Source organism: Paenibacillus tyrphae (assembly GCF_024158745.1).
Lineage (GTDB): Bacteria > Bacillota > Bacilli > Paenibacillales > NBRC-103111 > Paenibacillus_G > Paenibacillus_G tyrfis_A.
On the sequence record NZ_JAMZAW010000006.1, the window covers coordinates 63,335 to 81,289 of the forward strand.

At 55.9% G+C, this 17,955-nt stretch carries 14 protein-coding genes; 13 read left to right on the top strand and 1 reads right to left on the bottom strand.

Going from position 1 to position 17,955, the window contains the following annotated elements; genetic code table 11:
- The first annotated feature begins 78 nt into the window (after window positions 1-78).
- The 5 genes from sigI to NI000_RS10775 all read left to right on the top strand — a co-directional run bounded on the left by sigI (window position 79) and on the right by NI000_RS10775 (window position 7,704).
- Entirely contained in the window at window positions 79-888 is an 810-nt protein-coding gene (sigI, locus tag NI000_RS10755) for an RNA polymerase sigma factor SigI (protein ID WP_253410320.1), read from the top strand.
- The gene (locus NI000_RS10760) at window positions 875-2,428 is read left to right on the top strand and encodes an anti-sigma factor domain-containing protein (RefSeq protein ID WP_253410322.1); all 1,554 of its coding nucleotides are present in this window, start codon (window positions 875-877) and stop codon (window positions 2,426-2,428) included. Before sigI ends, NI000_RS10760 begins: the two co-directional genes overlap by 14 nt.
- 197 nt (window positions 2,429-2,625) lie before the next feature.
- The gene (locus tag NI000_RS10765; RefSeq protein WP_253410324.1) at window positions 2,626-4,797 is read left to right on the top strand and encodes an S-layer homology domain-containing protein; all 2,172 of its coding nucleotides are present in this window, start codon (window positions 2,626-2,628) and stop codon (window positions 4,795-4,797) included.
- 208 nt (window positions 4,798-5,005) lie between these two features.
- The gene (locus tag NI000_RS10770; protein WP_253410326.1) at window positions 5,006-6,022 is read left to right on the top strand and encodes an aldo/keto reductase; all 1,017 of its coding nucleotides are present in this window, start codon (window positions 5,006-5,008) and stop codon (window positions 6,020-6,022) included.
- Window positions 6,023-6,222: 200 nt separating this feature from the next.
- Window positions 6,223-7,704 carry a leucyl aminopeptidase gene (locus tag NI000_RS10775; protein ID WP_253410716.1) on the top strand — a complete coding sequence of 494 codons (1,482 nt, stop codon included), beginning with the start codon at window positions 6,223-6,225 and terminating at the stop codon, window positions 7,702-7,704.
- Window positions 7,705-7,812: 108 nt separating this feature from the next.
- Here the strand turns inward: NI000_RS10775 and NI000_RS10780 are convergent, their stop codons facing one another.
- Window positions 7,813-8,403, bottom strand: coding sequence for a hypothetical protein (locus NI000_RS10780; protein ID WP_253410328.1), 591 nt, complete (start codon window positions 8,401-8,403; stop codon window positions 7,813-7,815).
- 251 nt (window positions 8,404-8,654) lie between these two features.
- On the opposite strand from NI000_RS10780, the gene NI000_RS10785 reads away from it, so the two are divergent.
- From NI000_RS10785 to NI000_RS10820, 8 genes are all read left to right on the top strand, one after another.
- Entirely contained in the window at window positions 8,655-9,611 is a 957-nt protein-coding gene (locus tag NI000_RS10785) for a Gfo/Idh/MocA family protein (protein WP_253410330.1), read from the top strand.
- A 51-nt stretch (window positions 9,612-9,662) separates the two neighbouring features.
- Complete coding sequence (locus tag NI000_RS10790; RefSeq protein WP_253410333.1) at window positions 9,663-11,813, top strand: PAS domain S-box protein; 2,151 nt, start codon at window positions 9,663-9,665, stop codon at window positions 11,811-11,813.
- A gap of 114 nt (window positions 11,814-11,927) precedes the next feature.
- Window positions 11,928-12,539 (top strand): sulfite oxidase-like oxidoreductase, encoded by a 612-nt coding sequence (locus tag NI000_RS10795; protein ID WP_253410335.1) that lies wholly within the window; start codon window positions 11,928-11,930, stop codon window positions 12,537-12,539.
- A 186-nt stretch (window positions 12,540-12,725) separates the two neighbouring features.
- Window positions 12,726-13,844, top strand: a complete 1,119-nt coding sequence (locus NI000_RS10800) for a UDP-N-acetylmuramoyl-tripeptide--D-alanyl-D-alanine ligase (RefSeq protein ID WP_253410337.1) — start codon at window positions 12,726-12,728, stop codon at window positions 13,842-13,844.
- A 199-nt stretch (window positions 13,845-14,043) separates the two neighbouring features.
- Window positions 14,044-14,472: a universal stress protein gene (locus NI000_RS10805; RefSeq protein WP_253410339.1), complete on the top strand. Its 429-nt coding sequence runs from the start codon at window positions 14,044-14,046 to the stop codon at window positions 14,470-14,472.
- 365 nt (window positions 14,473-14,837) lie between these two features.
- Entirely contained in the window at window positions 14,838-16,622 is a 1,785-nt protein-coding gene (locus NI000_RS10810) for a LytS/YhcK type 5TM receptor domain-containing protein (RefSeq protein WP_309247885.1), read from the top strand.
- Window positions 16,597-17,379 carry a LytR/AlgR family response regulator transcription factor gene (locus NI000_RS10815; RefSeq protein WP_253410343.1) on the top strand — a complete coding sequence of 261 codons (783 nt, stop codon included), beginning with the start codon at window positions 16,597-16,599 and terminating at the stop codon, window positions 17,377-17,379. The genes NI000_RS10810 and NI000_RS10815 overlap by 26 nt, the downstream gene beginning before the upstream one ends.
- Before the next feature lie 243 nt (window positions 17,380-17,622).
- The gene (locus tag NI000_RS10820; protein WP_010493559.1) at window positions 17,623-17,952 is read left to right on the top strand and encodes a DUF485 domain-containing protein; all 330 of its coding nucleotides are present in this window, start codon (window positions 17,623-17,625) and stop codon (window positions 17,950-17,952) included.
- Window positions 17,953-17,955: the final 3 nt, after the last annotated feature.

Consider the following 17,955-nt stretch of genomic DNA (forward strand, 5'->3'; position numbering starts at 1 on the left):
TATAGGCGTCCAGCCTTCGAAATGACCCCCGTAATCGTATAAGCGACAACGAAATTTTTAAGCAGAGAGGTGGAACGATTGCTGCTGGTTTTATTTAAGAAATTTCTCGGAAAACGCCAGGCACACCACTCGGATTCCGCGGATGCGCAAACGCCGGAACAAATCGTTATTTTGATTCAAGAAGGTGATCTACGCCTCCGCAATCAATTCATCACCGATTATCAACCTTATGTTGCGAAGGTAACGAGCAGATTTTGCAAAAGATATGTGGACCCGGCCCGGGACGATGAGTTCAGCATCGCACTCGGCGCCTTCAATGAAGCGATCAATCAGTTTTCGCCGCAGGCCGGAAGGTCGTTTCTCGGCTTCTCCGAGCAGGTCATCCGCCGGCGGCTCATCGATTATGTCCGCAAGGAACAGCGCTTCTCGCAGCAAATCCCGTACAGCACGTTCGAGGTGGAGGACGAGGAGGACAACATTGTCAATCCGGTCGAAATCCATCAGGCTGTCGAGCAGTACGAGAAGCAGAAGGGAATGGAGGAACGGCGCAGCGAGATTATCGATCTGAACCGCTGCCTGTCCGAATTCGGCATCCGCTTCGGAGATCTGGTCGATGCTTCCCCTAAGCACGACGACTCGCGTCAGGCACTCTTCGGTATTGCCAAGACGCTCTCGAACGACGGCGAGCTGATGCGGCTCATGATATCCAAACGGATGCTTCCCATTAAGGAGCTACTGGCTCAAGTGAAGGTTTCGCGCAAGACGCTGGAACGAAACCGCAAATTTATTATTGCTGTTGCTCTGATATATCAAGGACCTTATCCGTATCTCAGAGATTACCTACATATCAGAGAGGATCATGAAAAAGGGGAAGATGTCCGTGAATAAAGGGGTCGTGATGGAAATCACGGAAAAAAGCATCGTTGTGATGCGTCCGGACGGCAAGTTCGAGCGGGTGCCCCGCAAAAAGCGGACTTGCGAAATCGGCGAAGAGATCGTCTATGCGGATAGCGGTATCAATTGGAGAAGTCCTTCCGTCGCCGGCCGTTCGGCGATTGCGGCAGCCGTCGTCTTCGGTCTGGTCTTGTTTGCCAGCTTCAATGGGAAGCTGGGCAGTCCCGAGGTGGTAGCTTACATCTCGATGGACATTAACCCGAGTATCGAGATGGGCATCGACGCCAAAGAGAACGTGCTCGAGCTGCGGGGACTTAACGACGATGGAGCGGTGCTGGCGCAGGCGGTCGACTACAAGGGGAAAACGCTGGAGGCCGTCACCTCGAAGCTGTTGGACAAGGCCGAGCAGGGCCCGCTTGCCAAGCAAGAAGCGGAGATCGTCATTGCCAGCACCGTCGTCGAGCCTAAGAGCCAGGTGAGCGATGCGGGTATTGCCGAGAAGCTGCGCAAGCAGGTGACCAAGCACATCCAAGAGGCGCACCCGACCAAAGTGGAAGCTTATCAGGTCGCCGCGTTCGCCGCGCCGCAGGAGGTGCGGGAGGCCGCCTCCCAGAACGGTGTATCCATGGGCAAGTACACCGTGTATTTGAATGCCAAAAGCAACGGAGAGAGCGTAACGCTCGACGAATTGAAGAGAGAGTCGGTCCTGCAGATCTCCAAGCAGAAGCCGGAAGTGGCCAAGCTCATTCAACCGGATAAACTTCCGACGAAAGCGGACATCAAGAAGATGGTGGAGGAAGAGAAAAACGGGGAGCTGGACAAGAAGCTGGAGGAGCAGCAGAAAGACCGCAAGCAAGACAACGGCAAGAACGGGAAAAATGGAAAAAACGATTCGAAAAACGACTCGAAAAACGACCCCAAGAATAACAACCCCAAGAACGACTCGAGAAACGATTCGAAGATCGATCCGAAAAAGCCCGGAAGCACGACCGGGAACGGCGGAAAAGACAAAACCAAGGACGACGATAAAAACGACGACAAGAACGGCAATAAGCGGGGCAGCGATAGAGACGATAAATCCGCAGACCAAGGAAAGACGACGCCGGCCAATACAAGGCCGGGCAGTACGCCTCCTGCGGGCACGAAGCCGGGAACGACAACTCCCGGCACGTCGCGTCCCGGCGACAAGAACGACGACAAGAAGGAAGACGACCGGAAAAAAGAGGACGATCGCCAAAAGAACGACCGTTCCGGTTCGAATTCGAAAGACCGGGAGGACGACCGAAAGAAGGAAGAGTCCACCAAATCGAACGATGAGCGCCGGCGCGATGATGCAGACCGGCGCGTTGACGAATCTAAAAAGAAAGAGCAAGACCAACAGAAGGAACAGGATAAAAAGAAGGAATCCGACAGCAAGAAATCGGACGATAACAATAAAAAGCCGACCGGAGATTCGAAGAAGAAAGACGATAACAAGCCGGACGATTCCCGAAAGAAAGAGGATCATCCGGGGGATGACCGGAAGAAGGATTAATATTTAGATGCCAGTATATCGCTCTCTATCCAAAAAACCGTTACCGAAGCGGACTTGCCGCCCGGGAAACGGTTTTTTGGGGTTTATTTCACATAAAAAAAACCAAATGGCCCACCGATAAAATTTAAGAGTGGCGCTTGGCAGCAAGGGGGGGCGCACACAAGAGTTTAATCACAGTAGCCAAGGAAGGTGTACAGATGCTAAGGAAAGCCATCACAGCAGTATCCATCGCAAGTCTCATGTTCGGTTCTTCTCTTTCCGGTATCGCGGCGGCGGACAATCAAGTTCCTGCTTTTGACGATTTGAAAGATCACTGGTCAAAGAGCGAAGTGGAGTATCTCGTACAGAAAGGGATCGTCGACGGGGTCATACAAAACGGACAGCCTGTAATCCTGCCGGACCAAAGCATTACAAGAGCGGAGTACATCAAGCTGCTCGTCTCCGCCCGTCAGGTGAAGCTGGCCGAACCGGCCCAGAGCTCGTTTAAGGACGTAGCTTCCTCCCATTGGGCGCTGAAGTATATCGAAGCGGCCAAAGCGAACGGATGGTCTGACGGGTATGAGGACGGGACGTTTAAACCCGATAATAAAGTAAGCCGAGCGGAAATCGCAGCCTTGATGGTCCGCAGCTACAATCTAAGGATGCAGGAAGGCAATACGGTCGCATTCGAAGATACGGCAGACCATTGGGCGAACAATTACGTGAACATCGCCGCTTCGAATAAAATCGTCGAAGGCGATACGGTGGGCGGCAAGCATTATTTTTATCCGGGAAAAGCGGCAACCCGCGCCGAAGGGATGGCGATGCTGACCCGGTACTTGAAAACAACGGATACCGGTACCAAAGATCCGAAGAAAGAAACGCCGGCTCCTGCGCCGTCAATGACCCCGGCCTCGGGTACATCCGGCACGAACAGTGGAGGAAGCTCGAGCTCCGGCTCCGATTCGAGCTCGGATTCCGGTACGCAGAGGGTCACGCTGGATAAAGAGGCGATCCAAAATACGCTTGGCGGCGGCAATCCTGTGGAAGGGACCGACGACTTGAACAACAAGATCGCTTTGGTCGGTCTGGATCTGAGCTCTTTTGGCGGAAGCCTTAGCGACATTTCGGTCAAATTGGAGAAGCCGAATACGGTATTCAGTCAGCTGTCCGTTCCCGGCTTGACGGGGCCCGTGGTCGAGTTTTCGACCAATGGCAGGTCGTTTGCTTCTGGCACGCTGACGTTCGACGTGGCCGCGCTGTCCAATAAACAGAATTTGGCGGCGGCGTATTATAACGAAACGACGAAGCGTTTCGAATTTTTGCCTACCGCGTACAATGCGGATCAAGGGACGCTGAGCTTTACGACGACGCACAACAGCAAATACGTGTTGATCGATAAAACGTCCTGGGAGCAAACGTTCCGGGCGCATCTCTCGACCGTAGTCGACGGTACCTACAAGCCGTATATCGATTTTGCCTTCATCATCGACAGCTCCGGCAGCATGAATAGCACGGACCCTAAAAATTTGCGCAAAACGGCGGTTACGAGCTTGGTTTACGGCTTGAAGCACGATCCGGAGAGTCCGCTGAAGACGGAAACGGTGACGGTGGCCAAGTCGGTATACGAGGAAGGCAAAGGGTATCATTTCGAATATCCGACCGTAACGAATCAGGTTTATTCCTTGAGCGACCGAGCGGCTATTATCGATTTTGACTCCGGAGTGCGGACGTACGCGACATTCTCGGCCCACGGCTCGACCGTAGCCGATGCGGTATACCACATCGACAGCAACGGCGGAACGAATATTTTCGCAGGGGTTCGCGAAGCGGTGAAGCTGTTCGATACGTATGGAGACAACGGACAGCGGAAAATCGCCCTGCTGCTGACCGACGGACAAAACAACTTTGCGACGACCCAAGACGATCTGAACATGCTGAAAGAGGCGTTCGAGAAAGGCATCACGATCGTCACGATGGGACTGAGCAGAGATGCCGACCTCAGCCTGCTGAAGCAAATTGCCGAATATACCGGCGGGGTGTACTTCCAAGTGCAGACTGCCGAGGATCTTGAGGCGTACTTCAAGTCGGCGCTGGAGAACAGCTATCACGAAGATAAAGATCAAGACGGCTTGGACGACTTCTACGAGAAGACGGCCGGGATGATGCTGGAGAACGGCATGATCATCCGGACGAGCACCGACCCGCTCACCGGCAAGGATACGGACGGGGACGGATTCACGGATCTGGAAGAAATGGGCCAGCCGGTGGATATGGTCATTACGGCGGATATGGTGCCGGAAGGCAGCGCTCTGGTAGGCAAAACAGTGAAGGTGTTCAAAAACTTCAAAAGCTTGCCGACCGACAAAAACGACGTGCCGAAACCATAAGTGCGCATTGCGAGGTTTTTGATACAAAAAGCGGGTCTTGCCTTTCGGGGCGGCCCGTTTTTTGCCGTTTCAGGACAGAGAAGAGAGTCCGTCAAGCACGGGAGTCGCGAGGCGAGGCGTGGTCCGCAGACTGTTATTTTGGTGCCGGTTGCTCTATAATTGATCCAGGGGAGAACATGTAAATTTTCCATGAGGGAGAGACTTGGACATGCGTTACACGACGTTCGGAAGCACGGGATACCGCGTGTCTTCGCTCGGCTTCGGGGCGATGAACCTGCCCGGCGTACCGCTCGAACAGGCCCGGGCGGCGCTGAATTACGCGCTTGACGAAGGGATCAACTACATCGATACGGCCGCAGCCTACCGCAACAGCGAAGAAATTATCGGCGAATGCATTTCACACCGCCGTTCAGAATATTTTTTGGCGACGAAGACGGGGAAACGGGATTACAAGTCGGCCATGGAAGAAATGGAGCGCAGCCTGGACCGGATGAAAACGGACGTCATCGATCTGCTGCAGATTCATTATGTCAACACAGTTCAAGAGTTTAAAGCGGCAATGGAAGAGAACGGCGCGTACCAGGCAGCGCTTGAGATGAAGCGCAAGGGGCATGTCCGGTTTATCGGCCTTACCGGGCACCGGCCGGAGCTGCTTGCCAAATGGATCAGCAAGGGGCAGTTCGATCAGGTGCTGTTTCACTTGAACTTGGCGCAGCCGTTCGCTTTGGACGAGCTGATTCCGGAGGCAAATCGGCAGCAGATGGGAAAGACGGCGATGAAACCGCTCTCGGGCGGATTTATCCAGCCGGTGTCCAAGGCGATTCGCTATCCCTACAGCCAGGATGTGCATGTGACGATCTCGGGCATGATCAGCGTGGACGAGGTGAAGGAAAATATCGCCGCGATGCGGGAAGAAGTCGGAGACGACGAACGGCGTGAGCTGGAGGTGCTGGCGGTGGAGCTCGGAGCGCATAACTGCCGCCGGTGCAATTACTGCTCCTGTCCGATCGGCGTGACGATTCCCGACATCATGATTTCAAGCCAGGTGCGCCGGACGTTCGGCTTGCTGCCGAAGGGCGACGGGTTTTACCAGAAGCAAAAGGACAAAATATTGTCCTGTGCCGACTACGAGCCCTGTAAGGAGAAGCCGCTCTGCCAGCAGCAGTGTCCGTACCACCTGCCGATGCGGCAGGTGGTGATGGAGGCTGCCGGGTATTTCGGCTGAGGTTAAAGTGGAATTTTGCGGGGATCAGCGCCCGCTCAAACCGATAAGGAGTGACGAGAGTGGATACGTTGGATCGTTATATTACGCAGGAGCTGAAGCTGCGCATCGTATTGGTGAATGAGGAGCGCGTTGGCGGGGCTGGTGCCGGCGAAGCGCCGGCCGGAGCGCAGGGAGACGCGGCGGAGGCCGTCGCGCTCGCGGTGTTCGTCACGCCGGAGGCGCTGGCGGCGGACGCGTGGACGGAAGCGGTCGGCACGGGGGTGCCGGAGCCGCTCGTCCAGGCGGTCCGCTCGCTCGCCGCGCGCGGGCGGTTCAAGGGCGGCCTCGGGGACACCGAGGCGCTGCCCACGCTCGGCCTGATGCCGGGCTATCAGGCCCTGCTGTTCTGCGGCCTGGGCGACGCCGCCCGCGCCGAAGACACCGACGCCTGGCGCAGCGCAGGCGTCTACGCGGCCCGCGCCGCGCACGAGCACGGGCTCGCGCGCCTCGCGGCGCCGCTGCCGCGCGCCGGGCGCGCGGCTTCCCGCGAGCTGGCGCAGGCGCTCGCGGAAGGGCTCTGGCTCGGCGCGTACCGCATGCCGAGCTATGCCGCCGCCGGCGGGGCGCAGCCGCCCGCGCTGCAGGAAGTCGCCCTGCTGCACGGCAGGGCGGAGGCCATGGACACGCTCGCGGGACTCGAGCGTGCGATCCTCGCCGCGGAAGCGCTGGCGCTGGCGACGAATTACGCCCGCGACCTTACGAACTTGCCCGGCAACTATTTGGTGCCGGAGACGCTCGCGCGGGAAGCGCAGACCTTGGCCGCCCGGTACGGACTGGAATGCACGGTGCTCGACGAGCACGGCATTCGCGAGCAGGGCATGGGCGGCCTGGAGGCTGTCGGCAAGGGCAGCGTGAACCCGCCGCGCATGATTGCCGTCCGCTACCGGGGAACGGCGGAGGAGAACGCCGACGTGATCGGCCTTGTCGGCAAAGGCATCACCTTCGATACCGGCGGCATCTCGCTCAAGAAGCCGGAAGGGATGGAAGAGATGATCAGCGACATGGGCGGAGCCGCCGTGCTGCTCGGTCTGATCCATGCGCTCGGCCGGCTCAAGCCGCCGGTCAATGCGGTGATCGTCATTCCGGCTGCCGAGAATATGCCTTCCGGCTCGGCTTTCAAGCCTGGCGACGTCATTAGGGCAATGAACGGCCAGACGATCGAAGTGCTCAACACGGACGCCGAAGGGCGGATCGTGCTGGCGGACGGTGTGCTGTATGCGAAATCGCTCGGGGCGACGCGCCTGATCGATGTCGCGACGCTGACCGGCGCGGTGCTGGTCTGCTTCGGCGACGTGGCGACCGGGGCCGTGGCGAACGACGAGCCGATGCTGCAGGAGCTGCTTTCGGCCGCCAAGCGGGCGGGGGAAAAGGTATGGCCTTTGCCGAACTATCCGGAATATCACGACATGCTGAAGAGCCAAGTGGCCGATATCCGGAATTCCACCTCGCGTGACCGCTGGGCCGGCAGCATTACGGGCGGGCTGTTCATCGGCTTTTTCGCCGGGGAGACGCCGTGGGTGCATTTGGATACGGGCGGCACGGCATGGCTGTGGAGCGAACGGGGGACGGAGCCGCTGGGCGGCACGGGGGCCATGGTGCGCACGTTAAGCTGCTATCTGTGCCATTCCGTATTGAACGGGTAGAGTCTGGCGAGACGCAAAAAAGCGGATTCCGCAGCGGCGCTGTCGCGTACGCTTTGAAATCCGCTTTTTTGCGATCCGAAAATGCAGAGACTGCGGTCGGTCCGGCAATTAAGCCTGAAGCTGTTTGCCCTCGTTCGCCGTTACCGCGCCGGGCGTAACCATCACCTTCATCGCCGCTTCCTCCAGATCGGCCATCCGAATGAGCAGGCGCGACACTTCGTCGGTCGTATAAGACAGACTGCGGGTCCGCTCGGCCAATTGCGGGAGGTCGATGCCGATCCACCCCTGCTTGCGGGGATGGAGGGACAGGTCAAAGGGAAGTACGGCCAGCGCCGCTTCGGTGCTTTCGGAGCCGCCCGCAGCTTTGGCTTCCGGTGCTCCGGAAGATTCACTATTCCCCATACTGTTTAAGTGAAAATACAGCTTGCGGCTGTGATTCCAACGAATAAATCCGGGCTTGAACGCGATGGTCAGCACCGGATCGCCGCCGATGGTTTGTTTCACGAACCGGACCCCGGCTTTCGGCTTCATGCGAATATATTGATGCCGTCCCAAGTCGGGCAAAAATATGACGATCGCGACCGGCAGCGCGCTGGCCGCATACAAGTATACGATGGATTCATAGTAAACCGCGAGCCCAAGCAGACCGATAAATAAAATAACGGATAATACGAGCAACCACTTGTTTGATTTGAACATGAATGTAAATCCCCCAGATGATCAGGCATTTTCAAAAAACAGCCGACACTCCTATTCTACCATAACCTTCACAGCCTTTGAAAGCGATCAGTATGTTCACGGATTGTCAATTTTTTGTAAGGATTGCGTCTGCACTTTGGTTCCTTGCTGCACCGGCGGAGATAAAGGTCTCTTGCGTGGGCTTCGAAGGGATTGGAAAGGGGAAGGCCGAATTGTAATATGTACCAATCCTAAATCGGGGGGACATCCGAATGAAACGCAAAATTGGCATCATCGGGCTGGGAGATATCGCCCAAAAAGTATATTTGCCGCTGTTATCGACGAACGAAAACGTCGATATCGTGGGACTGTCCAGCCGTTCGATGTCGACTGTAGACCGAATCGGCGCACAGTATCGGATCGCCGGACGATACGCTTCCCTCACGGAAATGCTGCGTCAGGCCAAGCCGGAGGCGGTATTCGTCCACGGTCCGACGGAAACGCACGATACCATCGTAACGACATGCTTAAAGGAGGGAATTCACGTTTACGTCGATAAGCCTCTGGCTTACGACATCGAAGCTTCGGAACGGATGGCGGCCTATGCCGCCGATCGCGGGCTGCTGCTTGCCGTCGGGTTCAATCGCCGCTTCGCGCCGCTGTATGTGCAGGCCAAGCGATGGATGGAGGAAGGGGGCGGCTTCGATCTGGTGACGGCGGCGAAGCACCGGACGAAGCTACAAAGCCACGGTGCCAAGCATACGCTATACGACGATTTGATTCACATGCTCGATTTATTGCTGTGGCTTGGCGGAGACACCTTCGACGTGGCGTCGTACCGTCAGCGCACCGATCACGAAGGACGGCTTTTGTTCGGAGCTGGCACCTTGACTTTCGGTCATGGCTCATCCGCAGCCTCCCCGCAGGATGCGGCAGTTGCGCAATTCAGCATGGTGCGTCAAGCGGGAGCCGATCTGGAACAGCTGGAGCTGCACGGAAGCGGCCGGTCCGCCGAAGTGCTGAACATGGAAACCGCGGTATGGAGAACAGCGGGCGCTTCCCCCCAAGAGCAAACGTTCGGAAGCTGGGATTCGATCTTGCACCGCCGGGGGTTCGCCGATGCGGTGGATCATTTCTTGGCATGCATCGCGGACCCTTCGAGCTGTACGATCCGCGCCGACCGGACGTTGCCGGCGCACCGTCTGGTGGAAAAGCTTTTCCCGGAGTGAAATGAAGCGTGACCGCATCAGGTTGACATGCGAAGGAGGTGTCTGCTTTTCATGGAGCAGGATTCCCTGATCAAGTACTGCTTCACCTATGCCCCCGGCGGTATCGCGCTCATTTCGGCGGAAGGATATTTTGTCAGGGTCAACCCCGCGTTCGGCAGCCTGCTCGGCTACACCGAAGAGGAGTTGGCGAATCGGCCGGAGAAGCAGCTTACTTATCCGAATGACCCCGGCGTTAAGGAGGCAGCCGCACCGTTGCTTGAGCCTGGCGCCGCATCCGGGATAGCGGTGGTCAAACGCTACCTGCGCAAAGACGGCGGCACAGTCCGGGTAAAGCTCGACGTCATCCTCATCCGCGATCGGGACGGATCGCACGCCGGCTTCTGCGCCTACGCATCGGAATGGCCGGAAGCTGAGGAACCTCAGATGCTCCAAGCGGCGGAGCTGTACGAGATGGTCTCGGAGCATACGCGCGACGTCATCTCTTACGGAATTGACGGCGTGCTGCAGTTCGTTTCCCCGGCTTCGCTCAAGCATCAGCTTGGCTTCGAACCGGAGGAGCTGATCGGAAAGCACACCTCCGAATTCATCCATCCGGACGATCTTGAGTCCTTGGGAGAACAAACCTTTCGGGACTCCGATTCGTTCATCTGCCGGATTCGCCACAAGCAGGGATATTACGTCTGGTTTGAAGTTTCCGTGAAGCGGGTCATCGACCCGGAAGGACTCCAAGTGAAAGAAATTTATATCGGCCGGGACGTCACGGAGCGGGAGCGGGCGCAGGCTGCGCTTCGCCATAGCGAGCAGAATCTGGCGCAATCGCAGCGCATCGCCCGTTTGGGCAGCTTTGAATGGGACGCGCTGACCGACAAAATGCTGTGGTCGGGCGAGCTGCGCCGCATTCTGCAAACCGATCTGCATGCAGACGTGACGTACGAGGAGCTGTTGGCCCGCATTCACCCGAATGACCGGGAGGCGGCGCGGCAGTCGATGGGGGGAGCGTTGGCCGGGCGCGAAATTCAAGTGGAATGCAGGATCGTCCTGGGCGACGGGACGGTCAAATTCATCCGGATTCAAAGCGTTACGACATTGACCTCGAAAGGAAGACCGCTTCGGATCAGCGGGACGATCCAGGATATTACGGGCCAGAAGCTGATGCTGCAAATGCTGGAAGAAAGCGTAGACCGGTATACGTCGCTCAAAAAATATAATTTGGACGCGATCGTCTCGCTTAACAAGAGCGGGATCATCACGTCGGCGAACCCTGCGGCCGAAACCATTACCGGCTATTCCGTGCTGGAGCTGATCGGCATGCCTTTTGCCGATTTGCTGGCCTCCGAAGAAGAGGAAGCGCAGACGCTGCTCCATAGAATCATGCACGAAGGCGCCTTGTCCGGCATGGAAATGAAGATCGTCCGCAAGTCGGGGCAACCGGCCTATCTGCTCGCGACACCGGCCCCGATCTACGTCAACCGCAAGCAGGTTGGCTGCTACATTATCGCCAAGGACATTACGGAGCAGAAGCGAAAGGACGAGCTGCTGCTCAAGTCCGAGAAGCTGTCGATTGCCGGGCAGCTTGCCGCAGGGGTCGCTCACGAAATTCGCAATCCGCTGACGGCGCTCAAGGGCTTCGTTCAGCTGATGGGCCAGTCGGAACACAGCTATTCGCAATATTTGCCGATTATGAAGGAGGAGCTGGAGCGGATCGAGGTGATTATCAGCGAGCTGTTGATGCTGGCCAAGCCGCAAGCGGTTCAAATGAAAATCGCCGACCTCGCCGTGCTCGTTCAAGAGGTGATCATGCTGACCAGTGCGCAGGCGATGCTTCTTAACATCGAGATCCGCTTCTTCCCAACCGACGATCCGCTGCCGATCCGCTGCGATCCGAATCAGATCAAGCAGGTGTTCGTCAACTTTTTGAAAAATGCATTCGAGGCGATGCCGCGAGGGGGGACCATTGACGTAAGTATGGAGGCTGTGGAGCAGGGTCTTGCCTTGGTCCGTATCGCCGATCAAGGCTGCGGCATTTCGCAGGAGCAGCTGCGACAGATCGGCGAGCCGTTCTATTCGACCAAAGAAGCGGGGACGGGACTCGGCCTGCTCGTCAGCCACAAAATTATCGAGCATCACAAGGGCCGGATTCACATCGCCAGCGAGGTGGGCGTCGGCACGACGATCCAGGTCACGCTGCCCATTCACCGTTAGCAGTCGGCAGGTATGCGCTCTAAGGTGAAGCCTGTTGAGCGACCGCAATGCCCGGCCCCCTTTTTATGGGTATACTAGAAGGAAAAGACGCAGCGTGAAAAGGAGGCGTAGTTTATGACGATAGATGACAAAATGCCGCAGCCGGAAGCGGGAGGACCTGCGCCGGAGCGTGTGCCTCCCGGTCAGAAAGTGACGGAAGGCTTTCCGGTGCTGCATTATGGCGAAATTCCTTACTACAACGACATGGGCAAATGGAGTCTGCGCCTGTTCGGGCTGGTGGACGAGGAGCTGACGCTGAGCTATAAACAGTTTTTGGCGCTGCCGCGCCGGGAGTTCCGCAACGATATCCACTGCGTGACGACCTGGTCCAAGCTGGACAACGTCTGGGAAGGCGTGGCCGTAGCCACGCTGATGGAGCGGATTAAGCTGAAGCCGGAAGCGCAGTACGTGATGCTGCACGCCGAGCACGGGTGGAGCACGAATCTGCCTTTCGCGGATTTCCTGCGCGACACGACGTTTCTCGGTATCCGGCATAACGGCGTGCTGCTCTCGCCGGAGCACGGCTATCCCATGCGCGCGGTCGTCCCGCACCTGTATTTCTGGAAAAGCGCCAAATGGCTGCGCGGCATCGAGTTTATGGAGAAGGATAAGCCGGGCTTTTGGGAGCGGAACGGGTATCACATGTACGGCGATCCCTTCAAGGAGGAAAGGTACGATTTTGATTGATAGGGTCGGAGCCCCTCCAGCCCCTCTTCCGGGAAGCCGGTACCCTAAGTCCGCCTTCAATTGAGTAATCGGGCATGTACCCCTGTTGGGACAAAATTATTATCCTTTAAAATAATTGTAAAAAGTTATGATCAAGGGATAAGTCTTGCAGGGGATACATTTTACGATTGGCGGTGGACGGGGTAAATGAGGAAAAAATCAAGTCTGTACAAACCGATCATTGCGGTCACCGGCAGTTCCGGTAAAACGACAACAAAAGAAATGATTGCCGCGATATTGAAGAAACGTTGGAAAATCTTCAAATCCCCCCAAAATAGAAATGCCATTTCGGCCACCAAAAGGCATGCAAAATTGCTCTGTTCTGTTCACCGGGCCGTTGTTTTGGAATATGGCATGCAGTATTACGGAAACATCAAACGCCACTGCCACTATATTCGTCCCAATATAGGAGTTATCACCCATATTGGAAGGGCCCATATCGGCAATTTCGGCGGCCGAATTCAAGGTGTAGCCAAGGCGAAGTCGGAATTAATCCGTTACATGAAATCGACAGGGACCTTATGGCTGAACGCCGACGACCAGCATTCCAAACTGCTGCGAACGAAGGGATTCAAGGGCCGCATCGTGCGAATCGGAATCCGCAACAAAGCCGTTTACCGGGCGTCTAAAATCCATAACGCCAAGCGTGGAATGACATTCCGGGTGAAGCTTGGCGGGAAAGAACACCGTTTCTATATCCCTATTTTAGGAAGGCATAATATTTATAACGCGTTGTTTGCAATTGGGATTTCGCATCGTTTGGGATTTACACCGAAGCAGATCCAGAACGGCCTCAAAACCTATGAAAAGCCAAAAAGACGGCTGTACGTCTACAACTTGAGAAGAGGCATAAGAATAATCGACGATTCTTACAGCGCTAATCCGGATGCGGTAAAAGCCGCCCTTGATGTATTGTCCGCTACCGGCAAAAACAAAAAAATTGCCGTACTGGGTTCCATGTCGGAATTAGGCGCATATGCAGTCAAAGGCCATAAAGAAATAGGGAGCTATGCAGCGCGAAAAAGCATCACTCATATCTATGCAATTGGAAAGTATGCCTCACAGATTATCGCTGGAGCCAAACAAGCAGGCTTTCCCTCCCAAAACTTGCACAGCTTCGTCTCCAAGGCACAGCTTCACAAGGCATTGGCTCGTGTTATACAACCTGGCACAACTATTCTTGTAAAAGGGTCAAATCAGATGAGGATGAACAAAACAGTAGCGTATCTGAAGCAAATTTATTTCAAAAACAGAGAAAATGCATGATTCGCGAAATGACCGGCGTTCGTATCGGACGCCGGTTTTCTATGGACATTTGGCGCACCTTATTTCTATTTTTATCGTATGGTTGTGTTTACATTTGTATTCCCCGTGTTGCAGCAATACTGTGATCAATGTCATTCCGATCGGGGAGGAAGAACGGTAACATAAATTATAGTAGATCTCAGAGAAAGGGATGTTGTTCATGCCGTATCAAAACATTTTGACCGCATTTGACGGCTCGGCATTATCGGTAAAAGCGCTGGAAAAGGCCATAAAATTTGCTCAAGATCATGCCGCGAGGCTTGAAGTGATTCATGTCTGCCATATCCCCGTTCCCGTGTTCGGAGGGCCGCTGTATGCCGCACCGTTCAACGAGGATAAAGATTACTTGCTCGCCGCCCAAGCGATTATCGAAGAAGCCAAACGCTTAACCTCGCAGCTGCCTGACGTGAAGGTGACCCTGAAGCAGGGACAGCCGGCTCTTGCCATTCTGGAATACGCCGAAGAAAGCGGATGCGACCTGATCATTATGGGAAGCAGAGGACTAGGCGGCCTGCGCGAATTTGTTCTTGGCAGCGTCAGCCATCATGTGGTACAGCACTCCAAAGTTCCGGTGCTGATTGTCAAGTAACTCGGTTCACAGCACCTGCAAGGTGCTGTGCTTGTCGCGAAAGTGCTCAATTGAAGTAATAGAGGTGTACGAGTGGGTGGGGTATCCACTTCCGACCGCTCTTGTCCTCGGGAAATTTGATTGGAAGCCGCTTAGTAGCGGACATTTCCCGAAGACAAAGGCGGCCGCTATCGCTTCTCCAGTGGATACCCCACCTCCGTTTACATCTCTATTTTCGTAAAAGTCCACTTTCTCAACAGCCTGCGCACCTTTATGGTGCTTTTTTTTATTTCGTAAGCAGGGTCGCAGTCGATCCAAAAAGTTTATTCTCCCGCGCTCAATTCCGGGTATAATGGGGATAACTAACCAAGGAACGGGGGATGGGGATGCAGCACTTAACTTTGCTGCTCATGGAGCGGATGGGCCTGCTATTGTTGATCACGTTCATCCTTACCCGAATCCCGCAGTTCCGTTACCTGCTCGACCGGCGGCCGGATTGGAGAACCGGATTGACGTTTTCGCTGGTTTTCGGTCTGGTCAGCATCGGAGGCACGTACGCCGGGGTGACGATTACCGGGGAGAGGGTGGACTCTTCTTTTCTCGTAGCTTCCCTTCAGCCGGAGGAGGCGATGGCGGATTCGGCGCTGATCGGGGTGATGGTGGCCGGTCTGCTTGGCGGGGTCGCCGTAGGCACGGGGGCCGGTCTCATCTCCGGCATTCACGCGTACAGCCTGGGCGGAATTACCGGTGTCGCCGATGCGGTGTCTACGCCAATCTTGGGTCTCTTGGCCGGACTGGTCGCCCGTTTCTTTGCCGAAGAAAGAGTCATCGCGCCGGTGAAGGCGCTGTTTATCAGCGTGTTCGCTCCCATCCTGCAAATGGGCGTCGTGCTGATCGTGAACGAGTCTTCGCCTGCCGCGATCCGCACGGTGGATCTCATCGGGATCCCGATGGTGGCGGCCACCAGCGTAGGGGTCGGTATTTTGGTTGCGATGATTCAAGCAGCCATGAAGGAGGAGGAGAGGGCCGCCGCCTCCGAGACACAGCGGGCGCTGCATATCGCGGAGATGGCGCTTCCTTTTCTTAAGCAGGGGCTGACCTTCGAGACCGCCGAAGCGGCGGCCAATGTACTGCGCCGCGAGCTTCGCGCCAGTGCGGTCGCCATTACGGATACGAAGCAAATCTTGGCGCATGCAGGCACCGGGATGATGCCGGGCATTCAAGGAACGCCGATCGCTTCGGAATTGTCGAGGAAGGCGGTCCAAACCGGGGAGATTCAAATTGCCCGAACGAAGGAGCAGATTCAGCCGCACCACCCGGCGATCGGCGCGGCGATTATCGTTCCGATCCGAAGCGGGGGACAAGTTGCGGGATTAATCAAATTGTATTATCCCAGTGTCAGGCAGATCCGTCCGGTGGAGGAGGCTTTTGCCCAAGGGCTGAGCAAGCTGATCTCGATTCAGCTCGATATCGCGATGGCGGAGCAACTGAGAAGCTTGATGAAGGATGCAGAATTGAAAGCGCTTCAGGCGCAAATTAACCCGCACTTTTTGTTCAATACGCTCAATGCGATCGTCACGCTGATTCGCATCAAGCCCGAAGCAGCCAGACGGGTTACCGTGCAGCTCGGGCATTACATGCGCATGAACCTGACGATGACCCAAGCGCCGCTTGTCCCGCTGTATAAGGAATTGGAGCATCTTCATACGTACCTCGGTATCGTGAATATCCGGTTCGAGGACCAGCTTTCCGTCGATTGTCAATGCGATCCCGGCCTGGAATCCGTGTCCATCCCGCCTTCCACGCTCCAGCCGCTGGTGGAAAACAGCATTCATCATGGTTTTAAAGGGCGGACGGACAGGGGCGACATTCATGTCGAGCTCCGCCGAGTAGCGGATGGGGTTCACATTGTGGTCAAGGACAACGGCAACGGTTTTCCAGCGGACGTATTGGAGACACTGGGAGCTTCTCCGGTCACGGGCGGCGGGAGCGAGAGTACGGGCATTGGAGTCTATAACGTGAACCGGCGGCTGATCCACTTGTTCGGCCCGGAAGCAAGGCTGAAATTTTTTAACCCGCCCGAGGGAGGGGCGTGCATCGAATGTACGATACCTTATCAAGCGGAGGAAAGGCGTGAAGCGATAGATGAAAGTGATGATCGCAGAGGATGAGCGGCTGGCGCGGGAGGAGCTGACTTATTTATTGTCCCGGGAACGGGATGTCGAGCTGCTGCCTTTCGCTACGAGCGGCGTTCAATTACTGGAACTGGCAACAGTTCACAAGCCGGATATCGTCTTTCTCGACATTCATATGCCCGGCCTGGACGGGGTGCAGACCGCGCACAAGCTGATGGATGTCGAGCCGCGGCCGTATATTGTTTTTGCTACGGCTTACGAGCAGTATGCCGTAGAAGCGTTCCGTCTGGAAGCGGCCGATTATTTGTTAAAGCCTTACGACGAGGAACGCCTGCGTCAAACGCTGCAGAGAATACGCAAAATGCGGGCTCCCTCCGAAGGGACGGTGATCCCGTCCGCTGCCGCGGCGGCTTCGTTGGCTGTGGATGGGGCGAGCCGGTCCCGGAGCGCATTCAAGCCAAAGCTGTTGATCGATGACGGCAGCCGTATGGTGGTGGTCGAGCCGGCGAAGATTAGCTATGCGGTTAAGGAAGAGAAGCTTACGCAAATTCATATGGCCGACGGGCAGGTGCATATGACCCGGCAGACGCTTCAGGAGCTGGAGGAGAAGCTGACGGGGTATGCTTTTTTCCGGACGCACCGCAGCTATTTGGTCAACGTGGACCGCATCGATGAAATCGAGCCGTGGTTTAACGGCGCTTACAACGTCGTCTTGAAGGATGCCGGGCGGAGCAAAGTGCCTTTGTCCAGAGTCGCGGCCAAGGAATTGATCAAGCGGCTGCAGGGAGAGTAACAGGCCGGGAAAGGCCGCTGTTCAGGACGGCTTTTAACCGTTTGGGGTGCGCTTTTTGACATTTCGCGCCGAAGTTCAAGTGATCTGCATGTTCCTATGCTACAATTATAAAGCGCTTACAAGTAAATTACTGGGATCTGGGGCCGATGAAAAAAGCTTCTTGGTTCCGATAGCGCAGCGGCCGGTATTTCCGGCAGACGTTAGACCAAGAGCGACGATCAAACTTTGCAGGAGGGAAATCCCATGAAAGAACAATCCCGAAGGAATGCTTACAGCGAAATCGTACGCTCCGATACGTTTCGCAGACTGATGGTCCAAAAGAAACGTTTTATCCTGCCGATGTCGATCTTTTTCCTCGTGTTCTACTTCATTCTTCCGGTCCTGACCTCGTATTCGCAAGTGCTGAACACCAAAGCGGTCGGTTCGATCACGTGGGCATGGATTTTCGCTTTTGCGCAATTTATTATGACTTGGGTGCTGTGTTCGCTGTATACCCGCAAGGCGGTCGAGTTCGACGCCTTGGCCGAACAAATCAAAGACGAATCCAAAACGAGCCTGCGGAAGGTGGGGTAGCCG